This is a genomic window from Nitrospira sp. (genome assembly GCA_024760545.1).
Lineage (GTDB): Bacteria > Nitrospirota > Nitrospiria > Nitrospirales > Nitrospiraceae > Nitrospira_D.
The window spans coordinates 3199202-3221671 of sequence record CP060501.1 but is presented as its reverse complement, the minus strand read 5'-3'; the positions used below and the strand labels follow the sequence as shown (position 1 = coordinate 3221671).

Sequence of the window (22470 nt, the reverse complement as noted above, 5' to 3'; positions counted from 1 at the left end):
TGAGACGCCTCACGCCTGATGCATCGCCGCGATAAATCCCGAAGGAACGTCGAGCTTATGCAAGTCGGCACGCACCGATAGGCATACCGATCGAACGAGTGCGGTCAGCTTCGCCACCGCAGCGTCACTCGCTCTTTGAGGGGGTGATCGAACGGCTGGCCGGTATGGACGGAGGCCACATGGGCCGCCTTCAATTTGTAATACCATTTGGCCGGCATGTCGGCATCGCCGAGAAACATCGATGAGGGTTTGTGACGAAGACCGACTGCCAGATGCTTCATCGCCCGCTCATCCTGGCCGAGAAACATTTTCGTCAGGGTGCGAAAAATCAAATTGCCGAACGGGAGCCAGTGCAGTCCGCGCCAATAGGCGGAGAAATCGATACGGCATTCCATATCGGATACGGGTGTGGCCATCAATCGATTGGCGAGCCACACGCTCCCGCACTGCATGAGTTCCACTCGTTGGTTCGGCAAGAGGAAGTCGATCGTGGTGGTCAGCGGTCCCCCATAGATACGCTCAATCCAATGAAACGGCCCGCTGTTCTTCGCCGGCCGGTGGGCGGTCATTCGAAAACCGTTAGGAATCGGTTCAAAGATCTTGGTCTTCTCGTGCATACGCGCATCGCTGCGCCACCAGGAATGCACGTACGGTCCGTGGACCGGATCGATGAGACCAATGATGCCGTCATCCGCAGTACAGGTATAGGTCAACGAAATATGGAACGATTGCCGAGGTTCCGATGGAAGCGGCATACGCGGAGCAGCCGGCAGCGGATTCATATTCCCTCGCTCATCGGCCAGATACAGCCAAATCATGCCGTCCGTTTCTTCGGCCGGATAAGTCGTGACACCGATTTTATCGGTTTGTAGCTCCGCTTCTCCGGGTAAGGCAGGAATACACCGGCAGCGACCCTTCATGTCGAACTGCCAGCCATGATACGAGCATTCCACCCGCTCGCCGTTGAACCGTCCGAACGACAGAGGCATGCCACGGTGGGGACAGATGTCACGCATTGCCGCGAGGCTACCCGCTCGATCCCGGCAGAGGACGATCGGCAACCCCAACATCTGCAATCCCTTCATGGTACCAGGGGGTAGGGTATGGCTGGGCACGGCAGGGTACCAGAACCCAAAGAGTGGAGCACTCTTGGAAAATACGACCTCGGGTGACGGTTGCTCGGTCATGAGATAGGCAGGAAGCTCACAAGAAGGGCATCGGACAATGGGACCCGACTATAGCGAGGGGATGGCTAATAGGTCAAGCAATGATCAGAGGAGCGTGGTCGCCCGGTTTCTTGACACCCCAAAGGATCACATACTATTCTGTTTATGCATAGAATATGCAAATCGTACAAGCATGAAGAGGTGACATGATGATTGCCTCTCACGTAGAGCCGACGACAACACTGGCACAGCTGCAAGAATCCAAGCCCGAGCGAGTGACGATTGTATTATTGAGCGGGGATCTTGATCGAGCCATGGCCGCCTTTATCATCGCGACTGGTGCCGCCGCGATGGGTATGCGTGTGACCATGTTCTTCACATTTTGGGGGTTGAATACGATTCGAAGGAAGGGCGCGGCAAGCTCAGCGAAGGATTGGCTTCGACGTATGTTTGGGTTCCTCAACAAAGGCGGAGCCGACACGTTGCCATTATCCCGCTTCCATTTCGGCGGGCTGGGCACCAAAATGATGCAACAGGTGATGAAGCAAAATCGGATGCCCGGTGTTCCTGAGCTGATGCAAACAGCCATTGACCTGGATGTGCGATTTATCGCCTGTACCACGACGATGGGCCTCATGGGCATTTCCAAAGATACATTGATCGACGGGATTGATCAGTTCGCGGGTGTGACCACATATCTGGCGGAAGCAAAACATGGCAGCGTCAACTTGTTCATTTGAACCGCCAACCGAGTGAGGTGCCTTGATGGTGCAAGCCGATATCAAGCTGGATACCTTGGGGTACTTTTGCCCGATGCCGATTATTTTGACGTCGAAGAAAATCAAAGAGCTGGCTTTGGGACAAGTGCTGGAGGTCATCTCCGATGATGAGGGCATCAAGAAGGACATGCCGGCGTGGTGCGAATCCACGGGCCATGAAATGATGGGCTTGGAAGAGGAACAGGCAAAGTCCGGCCGGATCTATAAGGCCTTCGTCAAGAAAACGAAATAATCACACCTTCTTGGAGACAGCAAGGCAAGAAGCCGGAGGGACGATGCTCAGTCCTCCGGCTTTTTCGTTTACGAGAGGCCTATGGACGGAATTGTCGAGTGCGTCCCCAATTTCAGCGAAGGTCGGGATCGAGCGACGATTCAAGCTCTGATCGATGCGGTGACATCGACCACCGGCGTGGCGCTCTTAGACCACTCCATGGATACGGACCACCACCGGTCGGTCCTGACGTTCTGTGGAAACCCTGACGCGATCGTCGAGGCGGCCTTTCGTGCCATTCGGATCGCGACAGACCTTATCGACCTGCGCAAACATGTCGGCGGACATCCTCGTGTGGGGGCGACCGACGTGGTGCCGTTTATTCCGATCAGAGGTACAACCATGCAGGACTGTGTGCAGCTCGCCAAGCGACTGGGAGAAAAAGTCGCGCGTGAGCTGGAGATTCCCGTTTTCTTATACGAACGGGCCGCAAGTCATGCCGACCACATACCGTTGGAGGCAGTGAGACGTGGGGGGCTTGAAGGCTTGGCCTTCCGGATGGCCAACGATCCGGATTGGACACCGGACTTTGGACCGCCTCGACTCCATGAGAGCGCCGGAGCGATTGCGATCGGCGCCCGCCCCCCCCTGATTGCCTACAACGTGAACCTCCGATGCAAGGACGTCGACGTGGCCCAGTCCATCGCGAGGGCCGTTCGCCAATCAACCGGAGGATTGCCCCATCTGAAAGCGATCGGCGTAGAGTTGGCCAGCCGCGGCATGGTGCAAGTGGCGATGAATCTGACCGACCACCTGGCAACGCCGATCCTGACGGCATTTCAGATGGTCAAAACCGAAGCCGCAAACCGGGGAATTGAGGTGGCGGGAAGTGAACTGATCGGATTAGTGCCGCAGGCGGCATTGGACCAAGCCGCGGCGGCTGCGGTGCAGCTCGACCGATTCGATTCGGGCCAGGTACTCGAAACGAGAATAGCCGAGACAATGCTCGGGAAGAAGGAAACGGAGCACACGTTGTCGGACTTTATCACCGCAGTCGCTGATGCCAAACCGACACCAGCCGGTGGTGGCGTGGCGGCATTCGTGGGAGCCTTGGCGGCCGCTTTGGGAGTGATGGGCGCACGTCTTGCCCGACAACCGGACAAAGAACAACGTCTACTGGAGTTGAGCCGGCGGCTCCATCTCCTCGTTCAAGAAGATACAGAGGCCTACAACGACCTGACAGATGCCTACAAAATCCCCAAGCATCACTTAGACCGCCCCAGGGCAGTTTCAATGGCTCTGCAGAAGGCTACTGCAGTGCCTCTGGAAATCTCGGAGGCGGCCTGTGAGGTCGGCCGGTATCTTCACTCGATACGCGAGCTCGTCAAGCCGGCAGTTCGTTCAGATCTCACCGTCGGCATGACCATGGCTATTGCTGCTGCTCAGGCAGGCCTTGTCACCGTCAACACCAACATAACTTCACAACAAAATCAGCAACTTACCGATACCATTCAAACCAGGATTGCAAAGGCCGCCGAGAATCTTGAGGAACTGCAGAGGTTATGTTACACTCCGGCGCCGAATTCTTAAAAACCAGAAGTAGCAGGCTCACTTGGCCTGAGAAAGTCGAAAGCCAACCGGATGGAAATCAAGGTTTTTAACAACAACGTTGAAAAAGCACTCAAGGTCGCCAAAAAGAAGCTGGCAGGCGAGGGTCTGTTCCGTGAGTTAAAGCGTCGCCGCTTCTATGAGAAGCCCAGCGTGAGAAAGAAAGCCAAGCAACGCGAAGCTCAGCGACGCCGGCAGAAGTGGCTATCGAAGCGGAAGCCTGACTAGACGTCGTTCTGGGTTAGACACCGCCCTCGTCCATTCCTTCCCCCGTTTTCATCCAAGTCCGATGCGCCCGGGTCAAATTCATACGGCTATCCGACTTGTGAAGGAGGAGGTACGCCGATGGCAGGAACCTGTCCTCGGCATCGTCGCGAAACAATCCGGTCGTGATCCCTTTCTCATCCTGATTTCCTGTCTCTTAAGCCTCCGGACCAAGGACAAGACCACCAGAGAAGCCAGCGATCGACTCTTCGCCATGGCGCGCACACCGGCGTCGATGGTGAAGCTCCCTCTGAAGAGGATCGAACAGGCGATTTACCCGGTCGGGTTCTACCGGATGAAGGCCAAATCGATTCACCAAATCTGCCGCCGACTCCTCGATGAGTATGATGGAGTAGTACCGGACTCGATCGATGAACTGGTGACTCTACCGGGGGTGGGAAGAAAGACGGCGAATCTCGTCGTCACCGTCGGTTTTCAGAAGCCCGGTATTTGCGTCGATGTGCACGTGCATCGCATCAGCAACCGCTGGGGGTATATCAACACAAAGACACCGGAAGAGACGGAAAACGCCTTGCGGCATAAGCTGCCCAAACAGTACTGGATTACCTATAACGATCTCCTGGTCCCCTACGGTCAGAACCTTTGCCTTCCGGTCTCCCCGTTGTGCAGCACCTGCAAGTTGGCAGACTTATGCGACCGAACCGGGGTCACACGATCTCGTTAGGGGTCGACGAGTGAATCTTACAGGCTGACAAACAACCAGCGGAATACGCGCAAGACTTCGACCCGCGGGCCGTATCTATTTCTTCTGTGCGCGGGCTTTCACACTGTTCACGTAGTCTGTGATGGCGGCATCGACCTCGTCGGAGGTCATCGGGCGGTCATGTGTTTCGCTTTCATCGACAAGGTATCGATCATGCTCTTTCTCCTGCCGGAGAACCACCGCATTTTCGGGGGTCACATCGATCAGCATGAACCACTCTTGAGCCCCTTGTGAAATCACGACTTGTTTGCCCGCGCCTCTTTTAGTGATCTCGATCCGGAGATCGTCACCCGCATAAGCAGATGCCCATGCCGTACATACAAGAGAAAAATGCCAGGCTACCGAGGTCATGATGAGTATGAGCCATACGACCATTGCGCGCGGCTTGAGAAGATTCATGCCGATGCTCCACGAAGGATGATTATATCGATCGCGTACGACTGCGTAAACACGAGCTCGAGACCAATCTGTCTTGAGGGGCACCGGAGCCCATGCTAGGATGCCCTCCGATGGATGGGCTCCTGTCCGCAGTTCAGCAATACGTCTCGACCGAAACCCTCGTTACACTGACGGCGCTCTCGATTGTTTTCTTTGTGGGATCGCTGATTGCCATCCCGTTCATCCTCGTCCGGCTTCCGACGGATTTCTTCGACACCCGTGTACCGCGACGCTGGATGGAAAACCACCACCCGGTGCTTCGGGTGCTCGGCCACCTTGCGAAGAACGTGGTCGGCGCGATCTTTCTGTTCGCCGGCTTCTTGATGTTGTTCTTGCCGGGACAGGGCATTCTCACGATGTTGATCGGAGTGACCATGCTGGACTTTCCCGGCAAGCGCAAGCTGGAAGCAAAAATGATCGGTCAACCCGCTGTCCTGAACACGATCAACAACATGCGTAAGAAATTCGGAAAGCCGCCGTTGGTTATTGCGCCGGAACCGTAATAGATGAGTCGACAGCAATCGACAATCGCCATGGATAAAAATCAACTGCTGACCGCTGAAGGTTCAACGCGGTAAGCTGTGGCTATGTCGATCCCTACATCCACCCGCAAGGTTCTCTATCTCATCGACGGCAGCGCCTACATTTATCGGGCTTTCTTTGCCCTGCCGGCGCTGAATAATTCGAAAGGTCTCCAGACCAACGCGGTCTATGGATTCATGACCACGCTCCTCAAGATCATCCGGGAGCACAAGCCGGATGGTCTGGCGGTGGCTTTTGACGAAAAGGGCCCGACCCTTCGGCACGAGGAATTCAAAGAGTATAAGGCCCAGCGCCCGCCGATGCCGGACGGGATGTCGGTACAGATCCCCTACATTCATCGCGTGGTGGAAGCGCTGAATATCCCCGCCGTCAGGCAGGCCGGATACGAAGCCGACGATCTCATCGGCACGTTGTCGCGGCAGGCCGAAACAGCGGGCTACGATGTGGTGATCGTCACAGGCGACAAGGATATGTTGCAACTGCTCACGTCACACGTCCGCATCTACGATCCGGTGAAAAACAAATGGTCGGGCGAGGCCGAGTGTCGTGAACGGTTCGGGGTCGAGCCGGCGCGGGTCGTGGAAGTCATGGGTCTCATGGGCGACAGCACGGACAACATTCCCGGCGTGAAAGGGATCGGCGAGAAAACGGCAATGAAATTGATCGCGCAGTTCGGGACGATCGATGAGCTGCTGCGCCGCCTCGATGAGGTCACACCTGCCCGTATCAAGACACTCCTCGCCGAACAGTCTGAGAATGCGCGACTCAGCCGGAAGTTGGCCACCATCGACACACAGAGTCCGGTGGAGTTCCATCCCGACTCCTACCGAGTCAAACCGCCGCATGACGAACAGCTGGCCGAGCTTCTGCGCGAGTTGGAGTTCACCTCGCTCCTCAAGAGCCTCCAGCCCTCGTCGAAACAGCCGGAGACAAAGACTCATGCCACCGCCATCATCGAAGATGAAGCCGCCGCGCAACGTTTTGTCGGCAGTTTGCAGAACGGTGCGCCGCTCGGGCTGCATTGCTTATTGGCCGGTCAATCAAGCGCTCACGCCGATGTCCTCGGTCTGGCTCTTTCCACGGGCGAGCAGACCACCTTCATTCCGGTCGATGTCCACACCTTCATGCGGCCTATCACGCACCTGCTGCATGAAGTGGACAGGCCAAAAATCGTGCATGATCTCAAAGCCACTCTCCTGGTCTTCCATCGCCTCGGTGTCACCTTGGCACCTCCGTACCTGGACGTGATGATCGCGGACTATTTACTCAACCCCAACCGCCGCGACCATGGCCTCGAAACGATCGCGTTGGAGCTGTTGGGTGAACGGCTCGGATCGGGCCAACAGGAAAAGGCCCAACCACAATCGCTCTTCGAAGTCGACACCGGTTCACGTGAGACGGCAGCGGAAGCCGCCGCCGTCCTGGCGAAATTGGAGCCGATTCTGACAGAACGGTTGACGGCCCAAGGGAGCCTGAAGCTCTTCACTGACGTCGAAATGCCGCTCGTCCCGGTATTGGCCGATATCGAACGGAACGGGTTCTTACTCGATGTCGAAGGGCTTCAGTCCTTGAGCAACGAATTGGAGCGAGAGCTCGGCCGCATGATGGAAACCATCGCGGGATTAGCCGGGAGCGAATTCAACATTAATTCACCGAAGCAGCTCGCCGCAGTGCTGTTTGAGAAACTCGGCCTCAAGCCCATGCGAAAAACCAAGACCGGCTACTCGACCGACGAAGACACCCTCACACAACTCGCGACGCAACACGAGCTGCCCGCCCAGATCCTCAACTACCGAAGTCTCAGCAAACTCAAATCGACCTACGTGGACGCGCTGCCGCAGCTGGTGCATCCGGAGACGAAACGGCTCCACACGTCGCTGAACCAAACGGTCGCGGCGACCGGACGCCTCTCATCCACCGACCCGAATCTTCAAAACATCCCGGTCAAGGGTGACTATGGTTTACGTATTCGCGAGGCTTTCATCGTCCCGAAAGGCCACGACCTTCTCTGTGCCGACTACAGCCAGATCGAACCGCGCATACTCGCCCATCTTTCACAAGATCCCCGTTTGGTGTCCGTCTTTACCAAGGGCGAAGACATCCACATGGCGACGGCCATGGAAATCTTTAATCTTCCCTCCAGTCAGATCACCAGAGACATGCGCCGAACGGCCAAGACCGTCGTCTTTGGGATCGTCTACGGCATCAGTCCATTCGGTCTCTCTCAGAATTTGGGTGTACCGCAATCCGAGGCCAAGAAATACATCGAGACCTTCTTTGAGCGGTTTGCCGCGGTGCGGGCTCTCATGGATCGGAATATCGCCGAAGGACGAGAGAAGGGCTACACCACGACGATCCTCGGCCGCCGCCGGCCGATTCCCGAGCTTCAAAGTGGTGATCCGGTTCAACGTGGTTTCGGCGAACGCATGGCGGTGAATAGCCCCATTCAAGGCTCAGCCGCTGACTTGATCAAGCTGGCTATGATCAACGTGCATAAAACGCTTCGCGAAGAACTGCCGCACGTGAAAATGATCCTTCAAGTCCACGACGAATTGATCTTCGAAGTGCCGGATCATAACCTGGAGGAAGCGAAGCGATTAGTGAAACAGGAGATGGAAGCTGTCGGAACACAGTTGGGTTTATCGGTACCGCTCAAAGTAGATCTCGGCGTCGGCAAAAACTGGCGCGCTGCGCATCCATAGACGCCAATGACGATCGTTATTTCTGAAGTTCTCCCTGCAGACGTGACACCGACTAATGGGCCGGAGCGCCCTTACCCAGGACTCGAACCTCATTCCCATCCCTGATGCTTGCAACAAGATCCAGCAGCAGGTAAAAACAGAAATAGAAGTATCGGCAAGCAACCGAGCGTCAGGCCCGCTTGAATGGTGTCAGTGCCGGCAACAACTGACGCGTGACGAATTCCTAACTCACACACATGCGAGGTGACATATGCTGACCATACGCATTTCCGTTGCGTGGACGATCGCACTCATCAGCCTTGGGGCCCTGGGGCTTGTGCTCCTCTTCGGCCAACCGCTCACAGCAAAGGCTCAGGAGCACAAACGCTATCAATACCAAATCATCGAAGTACTCCCGGATACGCAGAATATGCAAACCAAGCTGAACGAGTTTGGGGCAGACGGATGGGAGCTGGTGGCAGTATCGATGGGCAGTATGACCGAACCACGATTGGTTTTTAAGAAGTGATAGGGCGCATAAGAAACCTCGCGAAGATTTGGACTCGATGAAAAAGGTCTTCGTGTCGCAGAACTTGTTCGAGGTTGAGATGCGCAAGGAGCGTCTGGAGCAGGCCGGTATCCAGTGCATGATCAAGAACCAGCGTTCCTCGGGCTTGGCCGGAGAGATTCCATTTACCGAAGTTTTCCAGGAAGTGTGGGTTATTCAGGATGAGGATTATGATCGGGCGCGGCAATTACTGGACGAAGGTTTGGTGTTGTCAGGATCGGACCAAGACTCTTGGGTATGCATAGGATGCGGCGAGCGTCACGGGAGTCAATTTGCGGAGTGTTGGAAGTGTGGGCAGGAAAGAGGCTGATTACCTCAACCTCTTACACACATGCCTCCAGACCGATTGCGCCAAGGTTCCGCGTGGAATGGGCGTCCAGTCCGATTCGCCTGATGTTTTATAGAGCGCTTCTCCGGATGCCATATTTCCCGAGAAATATTCTAAGGCCAGCAGCCGAAAGCGTTCTTTGATACAGTCGTGTTCTTCCTGGGCGCGTGAGGACAAGTATTTCCTGAACCCACGCATTTGAGCAATCTTCAGATCATCCAAGACCCATACGCTCACCAACTCACCATTCCGGATGATGCTTTCCGAATCAACATAGATTTTGGCCTTGTCGTTCCTATCGACAAGAGACCATTCCGCGCGCAGTGGGGCAGCGTTCCATAGCTGTAGGAGCGTAAACCCAAGGAGAAGTCTCGACGCTCCCTGGAGACCTGCACGAGCACAAGGCATCCACCACCACACCATGCGCATGTTGAAACAGAACTCCTGACGACTGGTTTTAACGGAAGAGACTTGGTGACGACTACTTCTACTGCCCTATTTTCTTGGTGATGCAGGTATTGAACGCCATGCGCTGATGATAGGGTGTCCAAAACCACTTGTACTTATTCACCTGATCCAACTCACCCACGTATTCATTACAACGCTTCGTTTCCACCTCTCCGGCTTCCAGTGGGGCAGTCATCACCCAGGCCCCAATCCCTATGACACAAAGAAAGAGCATGACACCGGCAATGAACATCACGATTCCTTTTGTATTCATGATTCCTCTAGAAATTTGTGGTCGACTGACGCACGATTCTCGCATGACTGGCGCCGGAGACCGGGATCGAACCGGTGCGGGCCTTGGAGCCCGAGGATTTTAAAACTGAAGTCCCGTCAGAGTCTATAGAGACTCGTCAAAATTTATCCGAAGAAATTCAGGCTGAACCGACTAAAAAAATGGCTTGGAGGATAGACTCGACTGGTGCCAAGAACCGCTTTGCTCACTTCCGATTGAATAGGGTTCTTCGCAGTTCTGTCACAATTTTGCAGCCGGCATGTGTGTACTCATCGCGGCGGAGGGAAGACCCATTGCGAACTGTGTCAGTAGAGTTCCGCGAGGCCCGTGCGGATCGGCTCAGGCAGGTTGGGCTGATTCGAAATCTCCGCCAGAAAATTGGAATCGTCCGCCACAGTGAGCGGATCGAGCGTGATCGGCTGGAGCAGCTGCGAGAGCGGCATGGCGGCGGCTCGCTGGGCGATCCGGTCAGGGCCCGTGAAGTCCCGAGGCCCATTCAACGGCAACCGCGGCCGCAGATCGGTTCCTGTCGCTTGAATCTCATCGAGGGCCAAGGTCCATACCACCGGCTCTTGCCTATCCAATACGGCCCGCCTGGTAGCTCGTGATCGCGGCGTCTCCAGCGCTCTGGCGAGCTTTGGGAGGTCACGGAAGGCCTTTTGCAACGCGGTCCTCGCCGCACGGAGGGAGATTTGGGCAACGTCAGGATCGCCGGTCTCTTGTTGTAGAAACAGGCGTCTCGCTTTTCCGCCCACCCGCACCGTCTCCCCCTTCGAACCGAGCGCACTCATCAACTCAGATAGTCCATAGCGCGCGACCCCGTTGATCATGACCAAACTCATCGAGGTTTCCTTCGCCTGGATCAATGCGTCATAGGGATCCCCCTCCTGGCCGGCGATGACGACCACATCGGCGCGTTTGCCTGCTTCGAGCGACCCGAGCGCTTCATGCCATTTGAGAATTTTGGCCGCCTCCCGTGTCGCCATCGCGATCAGCTCGCGCGCACTGAACAGTCCCCCCAAGAGATGTTGAGAATAGAGCCAGGCGACTTTGAGCTCGCCGAGTAAGTTCTTGCTTCCCGACGGGGACCAGTCACTGCCGAGGCCGATGCGCACGCCCGTTCGCTTCGCGTCTTCCACCCGCGCCGTGGCTCCATAGAGCAGCAAGTTGCTGAGCGGCGACCAGACCATCGACCCCCCATGTTCTCCCAACACCGCGAAGTCTTCGGGCAGCAGACCAGCTGCGTGAATCGCCGCGAACCGGTCATTGAGCGCCCACTCGTTTGGCGCCACCTGAAGGGCGAGAAAATGGTTGCGCGCGATCGAACTGGTCTGTCCGGAGGCGGTGATCCCTTCGCTCAGGTGGAGAAGGAAACAACTATCCTCCTTGTTCAGCCGCGCCAGAAATGATCGGGCGCTCTTGGCATCGAGGTCTGGGATCCGGGCTTTGGCCTCGGAGAGAACCGGGTCGTCGGTGTTCTCCACGTTGCGCACAATTCCCCGATAATACCGCTGCACGCCGGCATTACTGCTCAGCATGATCCCCTGACTCGTCGTGACGCCTCCGAGGAGACATTTACACTCGACATAGCGGATAAGCGGAGCCAACAGCGAAGGGTTCCCATGGGCGTCCCGGTATTTGCCCACGACGGTCATGGGACCGCTGATGAGCTTGCGGTAATCGGGGTGGGTGGGCCACTGGCCACGGTGTTGGAATCGCTTCGGGACCGGGCTCCAGAGCGGCAGCGCGTTATAGCTGAGATGGTTGTGGAGTTCGATCAGGCCCGGGAAGAGTGTGCCGTCGGTTTCCACCACGGCGACATCGTCGAAGTCGGCTGGTGGCCGCTGGGCACGGTCTTGCACCGCAACAATGGTCCCTTTGTCGATGAACAGGACAGCGTTGGGCTTCACAGTCCACGCGTCGTCCATGGTGACGACCCGCCCCGCCAGCGCGACCTTGGGACTTGTGAGGGGATCGATCAGCCCACGCCGCTTCGTCGCTCTCGCTGTTCGAGGAGTGACTCCTCGGGCTGTGTCAGCTGTCCCCGCGAGCGGATACCAACGGCGTGGGACCTCGCTCATACCACGATCCCCTTGGGTACGGTGATCGTAATATTGCGGCGCTTGGCGAGGTCATCGGCACCGGAGCGCTTGGCCCAGCCGTCTTGCTCGTGCATCCACGCGGGCAAGCCGGCCGGCAGGTCAAATTCTGGAATGCCCACACGGTCGCCGTCAGCCCAGCTCTCGCCGTACAACACCAGCGGAGTGGAGACATCCACGTCTTGCATGCTCGGCGAGAGGATCTGGAGGGCCGCATTCCAATTCTGCAGCATCTTCTTGGTGGCGGCGACGAGCTTGGTCTTGTTCCCCTTCGACGAGCTTTCCGGTTGTGTCGGATGCGACACCGCCGCATAGGTGACGTGCACCGACTGCGCCGCCGGCGTTGTTTTCCAGAATTGCCAGGCTTCGTCCGCGGCCTGCCCGAGGGCAAGCACGGCTTTGACTTGACTGCCGACCAGCAAAGCGTTGAACCACCGATTGCGGTACTCGATCAGGGCCGGGCTCTTGCGAGTCTTGGCCTTGACGCTGCCGTAGACGCTGTACAGATAGGTGTTGATGAAGACGTAGCTCCTGGTGATGCCGAGCTTGGCCAGAAAACCCTGGACGCGTCGTCCCGCTTCGCCCACCAAAATCCGACGGATGATCGTTTCGTGCTGCGCGGGATCCTGTCCAATCACGAGAATCCGGGCGGAGCCGTCGAGGCGCCCTCGGTGAAAGATGGGCCCCCACTCAAAACGGAAGTCGGTCGCCGGATACACGGTCGCATCCGGGTAGACCTCGCACAAACTCTTGAAGGGTTCCTGCCCATAGCCGGGATCGAATACATGTGGCATCGTGTGTCACCTCGTCATTCCTTTGAGAGCAGAAATAGAAATTGCAGGTCCTGGCATTCTGCGACAGAAACCTCGGCGGGGGCTATTCTGTGATCTTCTTAATTGGTTCCTACCTAAGTGGAGGATCTCGTGCTAGGCGGCCGTGAAGAAAACGGATCTCTTCGAGGGCTCAAGAAACCGGTGAGGCTACAGTGCGCGGATGAGATAAGATCGGAGTACGCCGCAGTTCAACCACAGTGTTCAGAGAAGACCCGGAATATCGATCGAGGAAGGGTTACCCTAGCAGCTTAAAACATGGTGCCGGAGACCGGGATCGAACCGGTACGGGCCTTGTGAGCCCGAGGGATTTTAAGAACCCACCACACCCCGAAACCACCGGACAGTGTTGCCCATGACTAATGTTTCGTAACTGTGCCGCTATCGGCAGGTGCAAGATGCTTTCACGTTGATGCGCATTAGGTGTGTCGGAACCAGCGATAGCCCGCTAGGAATATCCCTAGTTTTTAGAGGCGCCGCCATGTTTTACTGGTAACAACGTTGATCTGAAATTGCCTCTAGCGATCGATAGCCTACAGCACATGTTGGGACAGAGGTAAGCGAGGTTACGTGACCCACCCGCCATTCTCCAATCTGCCAAAGGGGAATTTTCAAGGACTGCCATCCGATCTCGCTTTCCTCTCGGGCGGCGGTGAGATGGGCGGGCTGATCCGTTCGAAAGATTGGTCAAAGACACCGCTCGGACCAGCTGATCGATGGCCACAGAGCCTAAAAACTGCCGTCCGCATCATGCTCACCTCTCGTCAGCCTATTTGGCTCGGCTGGGGTGAACAACTCATCAAGCTTTACAACGATCCCTACAAAGCCATCGTCTGCGGAAAACATCCGGCTGCACTGGGCCAACCTGCCTCCGTTGTGTGGAGGGAAATTTGGCCTGAGATTGGACCGATGCTGCGGAAGGCCATGGGCGGTATCGAAGGCACCTATGTGGAATCGCAACTCCTCATCATGGAGCGAAACGGGTACCCGGAAGAAACATACTACACTTTCTCCTACAGTCCTATCCCCGACGATCAGGGTGGCGTGGGCGGCATTTTTTGCGCCAATACAGATGATACTGATCGCATGATCGGAGAACGGCAATTGACTCTGCTGAAAGATTTGGCGGCGAGGACAGCCCATGCACAGACATTCGATGACGCATGTAGGCTGAGTGCGGTTTCTTTGCAAAACGACCTTCACGATTTTCCATTCGCGCTGATTTATCTCGCGGAACCAGAAGGGAACCGATTTGTACCCGCCGCCTCGAGCGGCATCGAGCCGAATCCTATAGCGACTGCGGGTCCTGCTCTCGATGCGCCCTCTGTTTGGCCTTTGGCACAGGTAATCCGGACGCAGAAGCCTTCGGTCATTACGGATCTCCCGCGGCTGTTCGACCATCTGCCGACGGGTGCTTGGAAACAGCCTCCTCATAAGGCCGTAGTTTTGCCGATCATCCCATCCGGTAAGACTGGAAAAGCCGGGGTTCTAATCGTGGGGTTGAATCCGTATAGGCTTTTCGACGACCGTTTTCAACGGTTTGTTGATTTGGTCGTGGGCCAGATTGCGGCGAGCATCGCCAACGCACAGAGGTATGAAGAAGAGCGCCAACGAGCCGAGGCATTGGCGGAATTAGATCGCGCCAAGACCGCCTTCTTCAGTAATGTCAGCCATGAGTTGCGCACCCCCCTCACGCTGATGCTCGGTCCGCTGGAGGATTTGAAAGCGCAGTTTGGCCGCTCCACGTCCTCACTTGACGCCTCGCAGTATCAGCAGGTCGATGTGGTCCATCGAAATGGGCTGCGGCTGCTCAAACTGGTGAACCAGCTACTGGATTTTTCACGCATCGAAGCAGGCCGGGTACAGGCGGTGTATGAAGAGACGGACCTCGCTGAGTTCACGGCCGACCTGGCGAGCGTCTTTCGCTCCACTATGGAAAAAGGTGGTCTCTCTCTGATTGTCGATTGTCCTCCCTTGCCTGAGCCCGTGTTCGTAGATCGAGACATGTGGGAAAAGATTGTCCTGAATTTGCTGTCCAATGCGTTCAAATATACGCTCGACGGCGAGATCCAGGTGACGCTGCGCCCCAGTGGAAAACATGTGGAACTCTCCATTCGTGATACCGGGACGGGAATTCCGGAGGACCAACTCGGCAAGATCTTTGAGCGGTTTCATCGAATTGCCGGCTCGCAAGGCCGCACCTATGAAGGCACAGGTATTGGACTCTCCCTTGTGCAGGAACTGGCACATCTTCACGGTGGTTCGATCTCCGTTGAGAGCATGTATGGGAAGGGAAGCACATTCCGGGTATTCATTCCCCTGGGGAAGAATCATCTACCGCACAAACACATCGGCATAACTGAAAGGAAGACCGCGGCGTTAGGCGCCATGTCGTTCGTAGAGGAAGCGACGAGATTGGTGCCAAGCGCCAGCGAAGCAGGGAAATTGGTGAATGGAACATCGTCGGAAAGTGACGATCTATCGCGGGTTGTCACAACCGATCCATCGCTCACCACTCGTTCTCGTGTCCTCCTAGCGGACGACAATACCGACATGCGGGAGTATGTGAGCCGTTTGTTGAAAGAACGGTACGAAGTCATCGCGGTTGCCGATGGGCAAGCCGCATTGGAGGCGGTGCGGCGTAACCCGCCAGATTTGATCCTCTCCGATGTCATGATGCCCCGCTTAGATGGGTTTGGACTATTGCGTGCGTTGCGCGCCGATCCTGTGACAAAGGCCATTCCCATCATTTTGCTGTCGGCTAGAGCCGGTGAGGAATCCCGAGTCGAAGGATTGGAGCATGGCGCCGACGACTATCTCATCAAGCCCTTCAGCGCCCGCGAATTGCTGGCGCGCGTACAAGTTCATCTTGACATGGTTCGAATTCGACAAGAGGCCGCCGAGACATTGCGACACAGCGAACGTCGCTTTCGAGAGTTACTCGACGGGTCGCCATTCGGCATGTATATCGTGGACACTCAACTCCGCATCGTCCACATGAACGAGTCCAGCAAGCAGGGCGCATTTCGCAATGTGCGTCCAGTCATTGGCCGGGACTTTCCCGAGACTATGCGTATTCTCTGGCCAGAGACAGTTGCCGCGGACATTATCGCCGCCTTCCGTCATACGCTTGAGACAGGGCAGCCCTACTCGTCACGTGACTTCATCAACCTCCGCGCCGACGTGAATCAAGTGGAGGGCTATGAATGGGAACTGCATCGCCTGACCCTACCCGATGGGCAGCCTGGCGTCATTTGCTATTACTATGATTCGACCAGATTACGGCAAACGGAAGCGGCTCTGCGGGAGAGCGAACAGCGCTTACAACGTGTCCTCGAAACCGACGCCGTAGGAGTACTGTTCTTCAACCGCAACGGAACATTGCTTCAAGCCAACGACGTCTTTCTGCGGATGACTGGTTATGAACGAGAGCGGATTGAGCGGCGTGAAATAACATGGCGCACGATGACGCCGCCGGAATGGGTCGAAGCCAGTGAAAATCAGATGAAACAATTTGTAGAAACTGGACGGATCGGTCCGTACGAAAAAGAGTATTTCCTAGCCGACGGCACACGCCGATGGATGCTCTTCGCTGGGCGAGATCTCGGAGAAGGTACGATCGCCGAGTACTGCGTCGACATTCATGACCGCAAACAGGCCGAACAAGCACTGCGCGAGGCGCAAGAACGGCTGCAGCGCTGGAATGTGGAGCTGGAAAAAGCGGTGAAATTTAAGACGGTGGAATTACAGCAATCGCAAGAGCGCCTACGGGCCCTCACGAGCGAATTGAATCTGGCCGAACAGCGTGAGCGCAAACGACTTGCCACAGAGCTGCATGATCATCTGCAACAAGTACTCGTCTATGGGAAGATGACCATCGGGCAAGGGAGGCGCTCAGTCGGGGATGTGTCAGCCGCTCTCAAATTGATCAAGAAGGTGGAGGATGTCTTCTCGGAGGCATTGACCTACACCCGTACGCTGGTGGCGGAACTCAGCCCGCCCGTGTTGCGCTACCATGGGTTGGCCGCTGGGCTCAAATGGCTCGCCGACTATATGAAGAAACATGACCAGACAGTCAGCGTGAGAGTGCCGGACAGTTCCGTACCCCAGTTGCCCGAAGATCAGGCGATTCTGTTGTTTCAATCCGTGCGGGAGCTGCTCATCAATGCTTCGAAACATGCCGGGACGGGAGCGGCAGCGGTCACGATGACCCAGCTGGATGATGCTCTTGAAATTGTGGTGCGCGATGAGGGATCAGGCTTCAACGTTGCTGAAGCCGTTGGAGCAGACACCCCCAGTGGCGGGATTTCTTCTAAATTTGGGTTATTCAGTATCCAGGAACGTATGCGGGCATTGGGAGGGTCATTCATCATTCAATCAACCCCCGGTCAGGGCACCACGGCGACTCTGGCGCTGCCGTTATTGCATCAAGATCCCGAAGCACGGAAAGACCTCAACGCCGAAGCAAACGGGAAAGCATCACCAGGACACGATAACAAACCTTTCAAGCAGCAACCGCCTAGTATTCAGGAGTCCTCTCAGAAGCCCTGTATTCGCGTCCTCCTCGTCGACGATCATACGATGATGCGTCAGGGATTGAGGACCATTCTTGCCGGATATGCCGACATCGAGGTGGTTGGGGAAGCAACCAATGGAGAAGAGGCTGTCGAGTTGGTGGATCGGCTCTCTCCAGATGTGGTGGTCATGGATCTCAACATGCCAAAGATGGATGGTATAGAAGCAACACGCCTCATCAAAACATCCCATGCTCAGGTCCAGGTCGTCGGTTTGTCGGTGAATACGGGAAGGGAAGCCTTCAATGCTTTCACGACTGCGGGAGCCTGGACGTTGTTGACGAAAGAGGCTGCTGTGGAGCGGCTGTATGGGGTCATCCAGCAATCGATGCAAGTATCCGTCGGTCAGCCAAAAGGATAAGCACAACGCGAGCACACCACCCTGGGCTGAACCCCAATCGAGAGCTGAGGAAGCAGTGCGTACGAGGGATCATGGCTAAGTCGCTGATATCTGGTGCCGGAGACCGGGATCGAACCGGTACGGGCCTTGTGAGCCCGAGGGATTTTAAGTCCCTTGCGTCTGCCTATTCCGCCACTCCGGCGAGAGGGGAGACTTTAACATATTGTCAAGCACTTGCGACCCTAATTTTGGTCGGTTCATGGCCCTGTGCCAATATCTTTGCACGGGTCAATGTTAGATTTCTGAGGTGTGATCAGATGATGGATCGAATACTCCTGCGTGGAAATTCCTTCCAAGATCGCGCATCCCATGGCCGAACCGGAGTGATCATCTCGACCACGGTATCTCGTGTATACCGCCCATTGGGGATTGAACATCTTGGTCCACCAAGGACGATGAGACCTGTTGCCTTTCTATCTGTTCATCCCTAAGACTTTTCCCAGTATAACCCCCACTAGGGGTGCGCTAGTGTAGGAAAGGCGACCAGTGTGTCCAGGTTTTGGTCAGAGCTCTATGAATATGGAACGAAAACAAATCTCAGACAATGGCAGGGAGGTCTCACCACAACCCGTTCACGTCCTCGTGGTTGATGACCATCGTCTTCTGCGCCAAGAATTGCGGAACATTCTCAGTTTCTATCGTGAGTTCACGGTCGTCGGTGAAGCGGAAGATGGTACGCAGGCCTGCGAGCTTGCGCAACAGTTGCAGCCCGATGTCATCCTGATGGATGTTCACATGCCCAACATGAATGGGATCGAGGCGACGCGCCGGATCAAAGCGAACCTTCCAGACGTCATTATTATAGGGCTGTCGGTCAATACGAGCGTCGCAGTTGCCGACGAAATGGATGCCGCGGGAGCTTCAGCTTACCTGAGCAAAGAAACTGCGCCGGAAGACTTATACCGGACTATCCGTGCGGCGCTCACGACATGAGACAAAATTCCAGTTTCTCTCAGGGTGTACTTGTTGACACCCCCGACAAGAGCGCGTAGGCTCTGCCCCTACAATCCAACCACAACCTGCCGTCGGGTCGAGGAAGGCCCACCGCCGACACCTTGTGAGAAAGGCGGTGGGCCTTGGCGGCATCTCCTATTCATTTCTCTAACTTGCGCAAAGAACTCCAGGAGTACATCTGTTTCTGCGAACGGCTCCTCTACTCTGCGCTCCCTTCTGCCAATGCACCGTTATCGAGTGGTGAACGGGAATTGGTAGAACATTACGCGGAGGGGCTGAAAGCACAGATCCTCCAACCGAAGGCACACTAAATAGCCTTTTATTCGGGCCGTGTCGAAGGAACGTCGTGCTATGTCTGATTACCGGCAGAGCGTTCGAGACTATATTCTTGCCAGCCGACGAGTGTTGGAACTGAGCGAGCTGACGGATGAAGAGGTAGGGGCCGTGCAGCACATGGCGAAGCGCCTGTCGGTCTTGTTCGGTGATGGGCGGGACTACCCAGAGGATTGATCGCTTCATCTGTTGGGAGAAACCATGCTGGAACTTGGAAATTATAACCTGCACGGGCCAGGGCCTCTGATCATCTACCTGATCCCGAGCTTCGTCGCCGTAGTACGAAACCACGATCACCGGTTTGAGATTAGCGCACTCAATTTGGTTCTGGGCTGGACGGGGATCGGATGGATCGGCGCCCTGGTGTGGGCCATCTACAAACCGGTTCGCGTATGAGATATCGGCACTCTCGATGGACCTACATGGCAACACGCGCTGAGGACCTGACTGGTTGGAGGAAGAGAGGTGGATAACATCGTCCAGGTGAATCAGGACCTTTATCTCAACATTGTTGAGACGGTGAAGATCGAGGCCCACGGCAAGAGTTTCCGCATCTCCATCAGGAACGGCAGTGGATCCTTGACCGAGTATTACTGCCATCCTGAAGCGCCGGGCTATGAGAAGCTTAAAACTCTCTTAACGAAAGCCAAGTGAACGTGAGTCTCCCTCTGTAATCGGGTCAGGGGCACATCCATCCATTACGTTCCACACAATCTCAGACGGTGCTCATCGCTGGGTCATGAGGGGAGTCGATTTCCGAGCCTTTACAAATGTTAAGTCAAGATCGCTGATGCCGGTCTCTTGATGCTTAATGGTATCGGATTCCTGCCTGCCAAATCCTTCCGACCACGCTGCGTTCACAAGGCGAAGCCTCGATTCGCGAGGAGTCAGGGATTCGTTAAACATCGTGGAATAGGAATCGCGCATGCTCTCCTGAAATTGAGCGTGGCGATCTGAAGGAATTCCCGCAAGGACCGCGAGAGAAGCGATGTGTTCGCCGGATCCTTGGGCGGTTTCTGCCCGCAAGTGCTCGTATGTATACCCCACAAAGAGCTCAGTTTTCTCCCTGGCCCGAGTGAAGCGGTTGATCGCGGCGGTTCCCGGAGTCGTGCTCGAGAGGAATTTTTGCGTTGGCTCCAGCAATTCGCCCACGGCTTTCGAGGTGCCATTCGTGAGCGCCGTTGTCGCATCGAATGGAGCTTTAGTCAGTTCCACCGTGGCATCTGTAATGCAGCCAGAGAATATCAGCGCTCCTAAGATTAGCCAATATGATTGGAAACCCTTCATGATTTACCCTCCTATCAATCGCTTAGTTCTTCTGTCGCAATGACCATCCTCACGATATGTCATCATTCCGTTATCCGCACCTAGGAATAATCATAGGATGTAGTCGCGTCGACTCAAGCCACAGCCCTTTTCGTGGCCTGTTCCCTACCGGCAACATGCAAAAGATCACGCGGTTGGGCTACAATGCGACGGACGGATGACCGAGTATCCGTGAAGCGATCCATGATGGGGAGGTGGCCTGTTGCGAACACACGTTTCATGTTTTTTGGCTGCTCTTTTCGTACTCGGACTGGCAATGCCGAGTAAAGCGCTGAGCCAAGAAGCGGTTCTGGATATCCTCCCGCTCCGCCCGTTCAGTTTCGACGTGGGCTTCATCGATCAATCTTTTGCGCCCAAGCGCAGACTGATCAACCTTCAAGCCGGAATTACCGCGCTTCGCTACGGCCCCCTGGAAGTGAGAGGCGTCTACCAGTTTTTCAGTCTCCATACACCTAATTTTATTACCGACCAACATTCCGTGTATGCGAACCCGCGCTGGAATAATTTCATCGACTTGTTGGATTTTCCCAGCGGCAAACCGATCAACCGCATCCTGCGACATGTTCTGTTCGGTCCGCTGGAGCACCGGGCGGTACCCTATGTCGGCGCAATCCTGGGGGGTACCTTGCCGGGGCGAGGTGCACATTCGCCGGGCTATGTGTATGGAGGACAGGTCGGTGTACGATTTCCTGTCGCTCAGGGAATTTCCGTCGATATGGGACTTCAGTACACGCGGTATGAGATTGATTTCCAGAACAATACTAACTTGACAAAACAATGGCTCTTCACCATCGGCGTTCGGTTTTAAGCCGATGGTTCGTGATCCTCGTGACATGTCAAGACATGGAGGAGATGGGTCATGCGCTTCTGCGCCATCAACAGATTTCTTGGTTCGCTTGTCCTGACGGGGCTCAGCATGCTTCTGCAAGGATGCGGTCTTGTCTATGACGCCGTCGAGCTCATACACCCGTTGACGCGCGATGAATTGTCGTCGATTTGTTCTCGTGCGCGGCTACGTGTCGGCATTTCCATCGAACCGTTTCGCCCGTTTGTCTTCCCCGCCGTGTATACCGACGAAGGCATTCGTGTCACAGGCCTGGATGTCGAGCTGATTCGAGAAATAGCCGATGCGATTACTTCGTATTGCGGCGGAGCCACGCCCATCGTACCGATCCTGCACCTCACTCGCTTCCCCGATCTGTTCATCAAAATGAACGAGGGCCAACTGGATTTGTTCGTCTCGTCCGTCAGTGGAACCGTTCCCGGCGCAAGGCCGCAGGGCTTGTGGTTTTCACCTCCCTATTTTCATGATGACGGTGTCGCAGCCATCATCCAAAAGCCCGAAATAGCGGAACGCGTGCGGGAACAATTTCGAAAGCAGAACGGAAAGCCGGATACGCTCGCTGCCGTCCAGGAAGGGTTTGCCGGCTTGACTGTCGCCGTTCAGAAGGGACGATCCTCTCACCAGTATGCCAACGCCAATCTCAAACGGGTTCGCATGGTCGTCTGCGATTCGCTTCCTGCCTCGATCGAAACGAAGGATCTGAATATCGATGTCATCCTGACCAACCATTCCATCCTCGAATATGTGACGAAACGGGTCTGGCAGGATTGGCGGCTCTTGACACACATCGACGGGACCCCCTTGGTTCTGACTCATGAGGACCTGTCCATCGTGACAAGCGAGCAGCACAGACAGTTACAATGGCTCTTGAATAATCTGCTGTTTCGTCTGGAAGAATCAGGTCGGCTGAATCACATGCGCCGGAGATGGGTGGAAGCGGAATACGCGCCTACTCGGCGCGCGACGGCAGAAGGCCTGCCTCTGGAGGTCACGCAAGTTCCTCAGCACTATGATCAAGGGAAGTGCCTTCCTGCGGGGGGACAATGAGACAACGGAGGTGC

At 55.8% G+C, this 22470-nt stretch carries 23 protein-coding genes and 1 tRNA gene; 16 read left to right on the top strand and 8 right to left on the bottom strand.

Going from position 1 to position 22470, the window contains the following annotated elements; all coding sequences use genetic code 11:
- Positions 1 to 104: 104 nt before the first annotated feature.
- Positions 105 to 1187, bottom strand: a complete 1083-nt coding sequence (locus H8K03_15205; protein ID UVT19143.1) for a Rieske 2Fe-2S domain-containing protein — start codon at positions 1185 to 1187, stop codon at positions 105 to 107.
- A gap of 188 nt (positions 1188 to 1375) precedes the next feature.
- On the opposite strand from H8K03_15205, the gene H8K03_15200 reads away from it, so the two are divergent.
- From H8K03_15200 to H8K03_15180, 5 genes are all read left to right on the top strand, one after another.
- A complete protein-coding gene (locus H8K03_15200) occupies positions 1376 to 1906 on the top strand; it encodes a DsrE/DsrF/DrsH-like family protein (protein ID UVT22500.1) in 531 nt (176 codons plus the stop codon).
- A gap of 25 nt (positions 1907 to 1931) precedes the next feature.
- Complete coding sequence (locus H8K03_15195; protein ID UVT19142.1) at positions 1932 to 2177, top strand: sulfurtransferase TusA family protein; 246 nt, start codon at positions 1932 to 1934, stop codon at positions 2175 to 2177.
- Positions 2178 to 2258: 81 nt separating this feature from the next.
- Entirely contained in the window at positions 2259 to 3746 is a 1488-nt protein-coding gene (ftcD, locus tag H8K03_15190) for a glutamate formimidoyltransferase (GenBank protein UVT19141.1), read from the top strand.
- A gap of 51 nt (positions 3747 to 3797) precedes the next feature.
- Positions 3798 to 3992: a 30S ribosomal protein S21 gene (locus H8K03_15185; GenBank protein UVT19140.1), complete on the top strand. Its 195-nt coding sequence runs from the start codon at positions 3798 to 3800 to the stop codon at positions 3990 to 3992.
- 61 nt (positions 3993 to 4053) lie between these two features.
- A complete protein-coding gene (locus H8K03_15180) occupies positions 4054 to 4713 on the top strand; it encodes an endonuclease III (protein ID UVT19139.1) in 660 nt (219 codons plus the stop codon).
- Between the two features lie 190 nt (positions 4714 to 4903).
- Here H8K03_15180 and H8K03_15175 read toward each other — a convergent pair whose 3' ends face one another.
- Positions 4904 to 4969, bottom strand: a complete 66-nt coding sequence (locus tag H8K03_15175) for a hypothetical protein (protein ID UVT22499.1) — start codon at positions 4967 to 4969, stop codon at positions 4904 to 4906.
- Between the two features lie 292 nt (positions 4970 to 5261).
- Between H8K03_15175 and H8K03_15170 the strand changes: the two genes are divergently transcribed.
- The 4 genes from H8K03_15170 to H8K03_15155 all read left to right on the top strand — a co-directional run bounded on the left by H8K03_15170 (position 5262) and on the right by H8K03_15155 (position 9292).
- Positions 5262 to 5693 carry a hypothetical protein gene (locus H8K03_15170; GenBank protein UVT19138.1) on the top strand — a complete coding sequence of 144 codons (432 nt, stop codon included), beginning with the start codon at positions 5262 to 5264 and terminating at the stop codon, positions 5691 to 5693.
- 84 nt (positions 5694 to 5777) lie between these two features.
- The gene (gene polA / locus H8K03_15165; GenBank protein UVT19137.1) at positions 5778 to 8435 is read left to right on the top strand and encodes a DNA polymerase I; all 2658 of its coding nucleotides are present in this window, start codon (positions 5778 to 5780) and stop codon (positions 8433 to 8435) included.
- Between the two features lie 250 nt (positions 8436 to 8685).
- Positions 8686 to 8943, top strand: coding sequence for a hypothetical protein (locus tag H8K03_15160; protein UVT19136.1), 258 nt, complete (start codon positions 8686 to 8688; stop codon positions 8941 to 8943).
- Between the two features lie 37 nt (positions 8944 to 8980).
- Positions 8981 to 9292 (top strand): DUF2007 domain-containing protein, encoded by a 312-nt coding sequence (locus H8K03_15155; GenBank protein UVT19135.1) that lies wholly within the window; start codon positions 8981 to 8983, stop codon positions 9290 to 9292.
- On the opposite strand, the gene H8K03_15150 is transcribed toward H8K03_15155, so the two are convergent.
- The 4 genes from H8K03_15150 to H8K03_15135 form a co-directional block, all read right to left on the bottom strand.
- Positions 9293 to 9739 (bottom strand): hypothetical protein, encoded by a 447-nt coding sequence (locus H8K03_15150; protein ID UVT19134.1) that lies wholly within the window; start codon positions 9737 to 9739, stop codon positions 9293 to 9295.
- 58 nt (positions 9740 to 9797) lie between these two features.
- The gene (locus tag H8K03_15145; GenBank protein ID UVT19133.1) at positions 9798 to 10031 is read right to left on the bottom strand and encodes a hypothetical protein; all 234 of its coding nucleotides are present in this window, start codon (positions 10029 to 10031) and stop codon (positions 9798 to 9800) included.
- Positions 10032 to 10354: 323 nt separating this feature from the next.
- Positions 10355 to 12130: an amidohydrolase family protein gene (locus H8K03_15140; GenBank protein UVT19132.1), complete on the bottom strand. Its 1776-nt coding sequence runs from the start codon at positions 12128 to 12130 to the stop codon at positions 10355 to 10357.
- Positions 12127 to 12942 (bottom strand): uracil-DNA glycosylase, encoded by an 816-nt coding sequence (locus H8K03_15135; GenBank protein UVT19131.1) that lies wholly within the window; start codon positions 12940 to 12942, stop codon positions 12127 to 12129. Before H8K03_15135 ends, H8K03_15140 begins: the two co-directional genes overlap by 4 nt.
- Before the next feature lie 606 nt (positions 12943 to 13548).
- Here H8K03_15135 and H8K03_15130 point away from each other — a divergent pair.
- Positions 13549 to 17913 carry a response regulator gene (locus H8K03_15130; GenBank protein UVT19130.1) on the top strand — a complete coding sequence of 1455 codons (4365 nt, stop codon included), beginning with the start codon at positions 13549 to 13551 and terminating at the stop codon, positions 17911 to 17913.
- A gap of 91 nt (positions 17914 to 18004) precedes the next feature.
- Here the strand turns inward: H8K03_15130 and H8K03_15125 are convergent.
- A tRNA-Leu gene (locus H8K03_15125) sits at positions 18005 to 18094 on the bottom strand.
- A 377-nt stretch (positions 18095 to 18471) separates the two neighbouring features.
- On the opposite strand from H8K03_15125, the gene H8K03_15120 reads away from it, so the two are divergent.
- The 4 genes from H8K03_15120 (at position 18472) to H8K03_15105 (ending at position 19893) form a co-directional block, all read left to right on the top strand.
- Positions 18472 to 18885: a response regulator transcription factor gene (locus H8K03_15120; GenBank protein UVT19129.1), complete on the top strand. Its 414-nt coding sequence runs from the start codon at positions 18472 to 18474 to the stop codon at positions 18883 to 18885.
- A 372-nt stretch (positions 18886 to 19257) separates the two neighbouring features.
- Complete coding sequence (locus H8K03_15115) at positions 19258 to 19416, top strand: hypothetical protein (protein ID UVT19128.1); 159 nt, start codon at positions 19258 to 19260, stop codon at positions 19414 to 19416.
- A gap of 24 nt (positions 19417 to 19440) precedes the next feature.
- The gene (locus H8K03_15110; GenBank protein ID UVT19127.1) at positions 19441 to 19635 is read left to right on the top strand and encodes a superinfection immunity protein; all 195 of its coding nucleotides are present in this window, start codon (positions 19441 to 19443) and stop codon (positions 19633 to 19635) included.
- Between the two features lie 69 nt (positions 19636 to 19704).
- Positions 19705 to 19893, top strand: a complete 189-nt coding sequence (locus H8K03_15105; protein ID UVT19126.1) for a hypothetical protein — start codon at positions 19705 to 19707, stop codon at positions 19891 to 19893.
- Between the two features lie 72 nt (positions 19894 to 19965).
- Here the strand turns inward: H8K03_15105 and H8K03_15100 are convergent, their stop codons facing one another.
- Positions 19966 to 20526 (bottom strand): DUF3015 family protein, encoded by a 561-nt coding sequence (locus tag H8K03_15100; protein ID UVT19125.1) that lies wholly within the window; start codon positions 20524 to 20526, stop codon positions 19966 to 19968.
- Positions 20527 to 20821: 295 nt separating this feature from the next.
- Here H8K03_15100 and H8K03_15095 point away from each other — a divergent pair, with 295 nt between their 5' ends.
- Positions 20822 to 21373: a hypothetical protein gene (locus H8K03_15095; protein ID UVT19124.1), complete on the top strand. Its 552-nt coding sequence runs from the start codon at positions 20822 to 20824 to the stop codon at positions 21371 to 21373.
- Positions 21374 to 21424: 51 nt separating this feature from the next.
- The gene (locus H8K03_15090) at positions 21425 to 22456 is read left to right on the top strand and encodes a transporter substrate-binding domain-containing protein (GenBank protein UVT19123.1); all 1032 of its coding nucleotides are present in this window, start codon (positions 21425 to 21427) and stop codon (positions 22454 to 22456) included.
- The last annotated feature ends 14 nt before the right edge of the window (positions 22457 to 22470 follow it).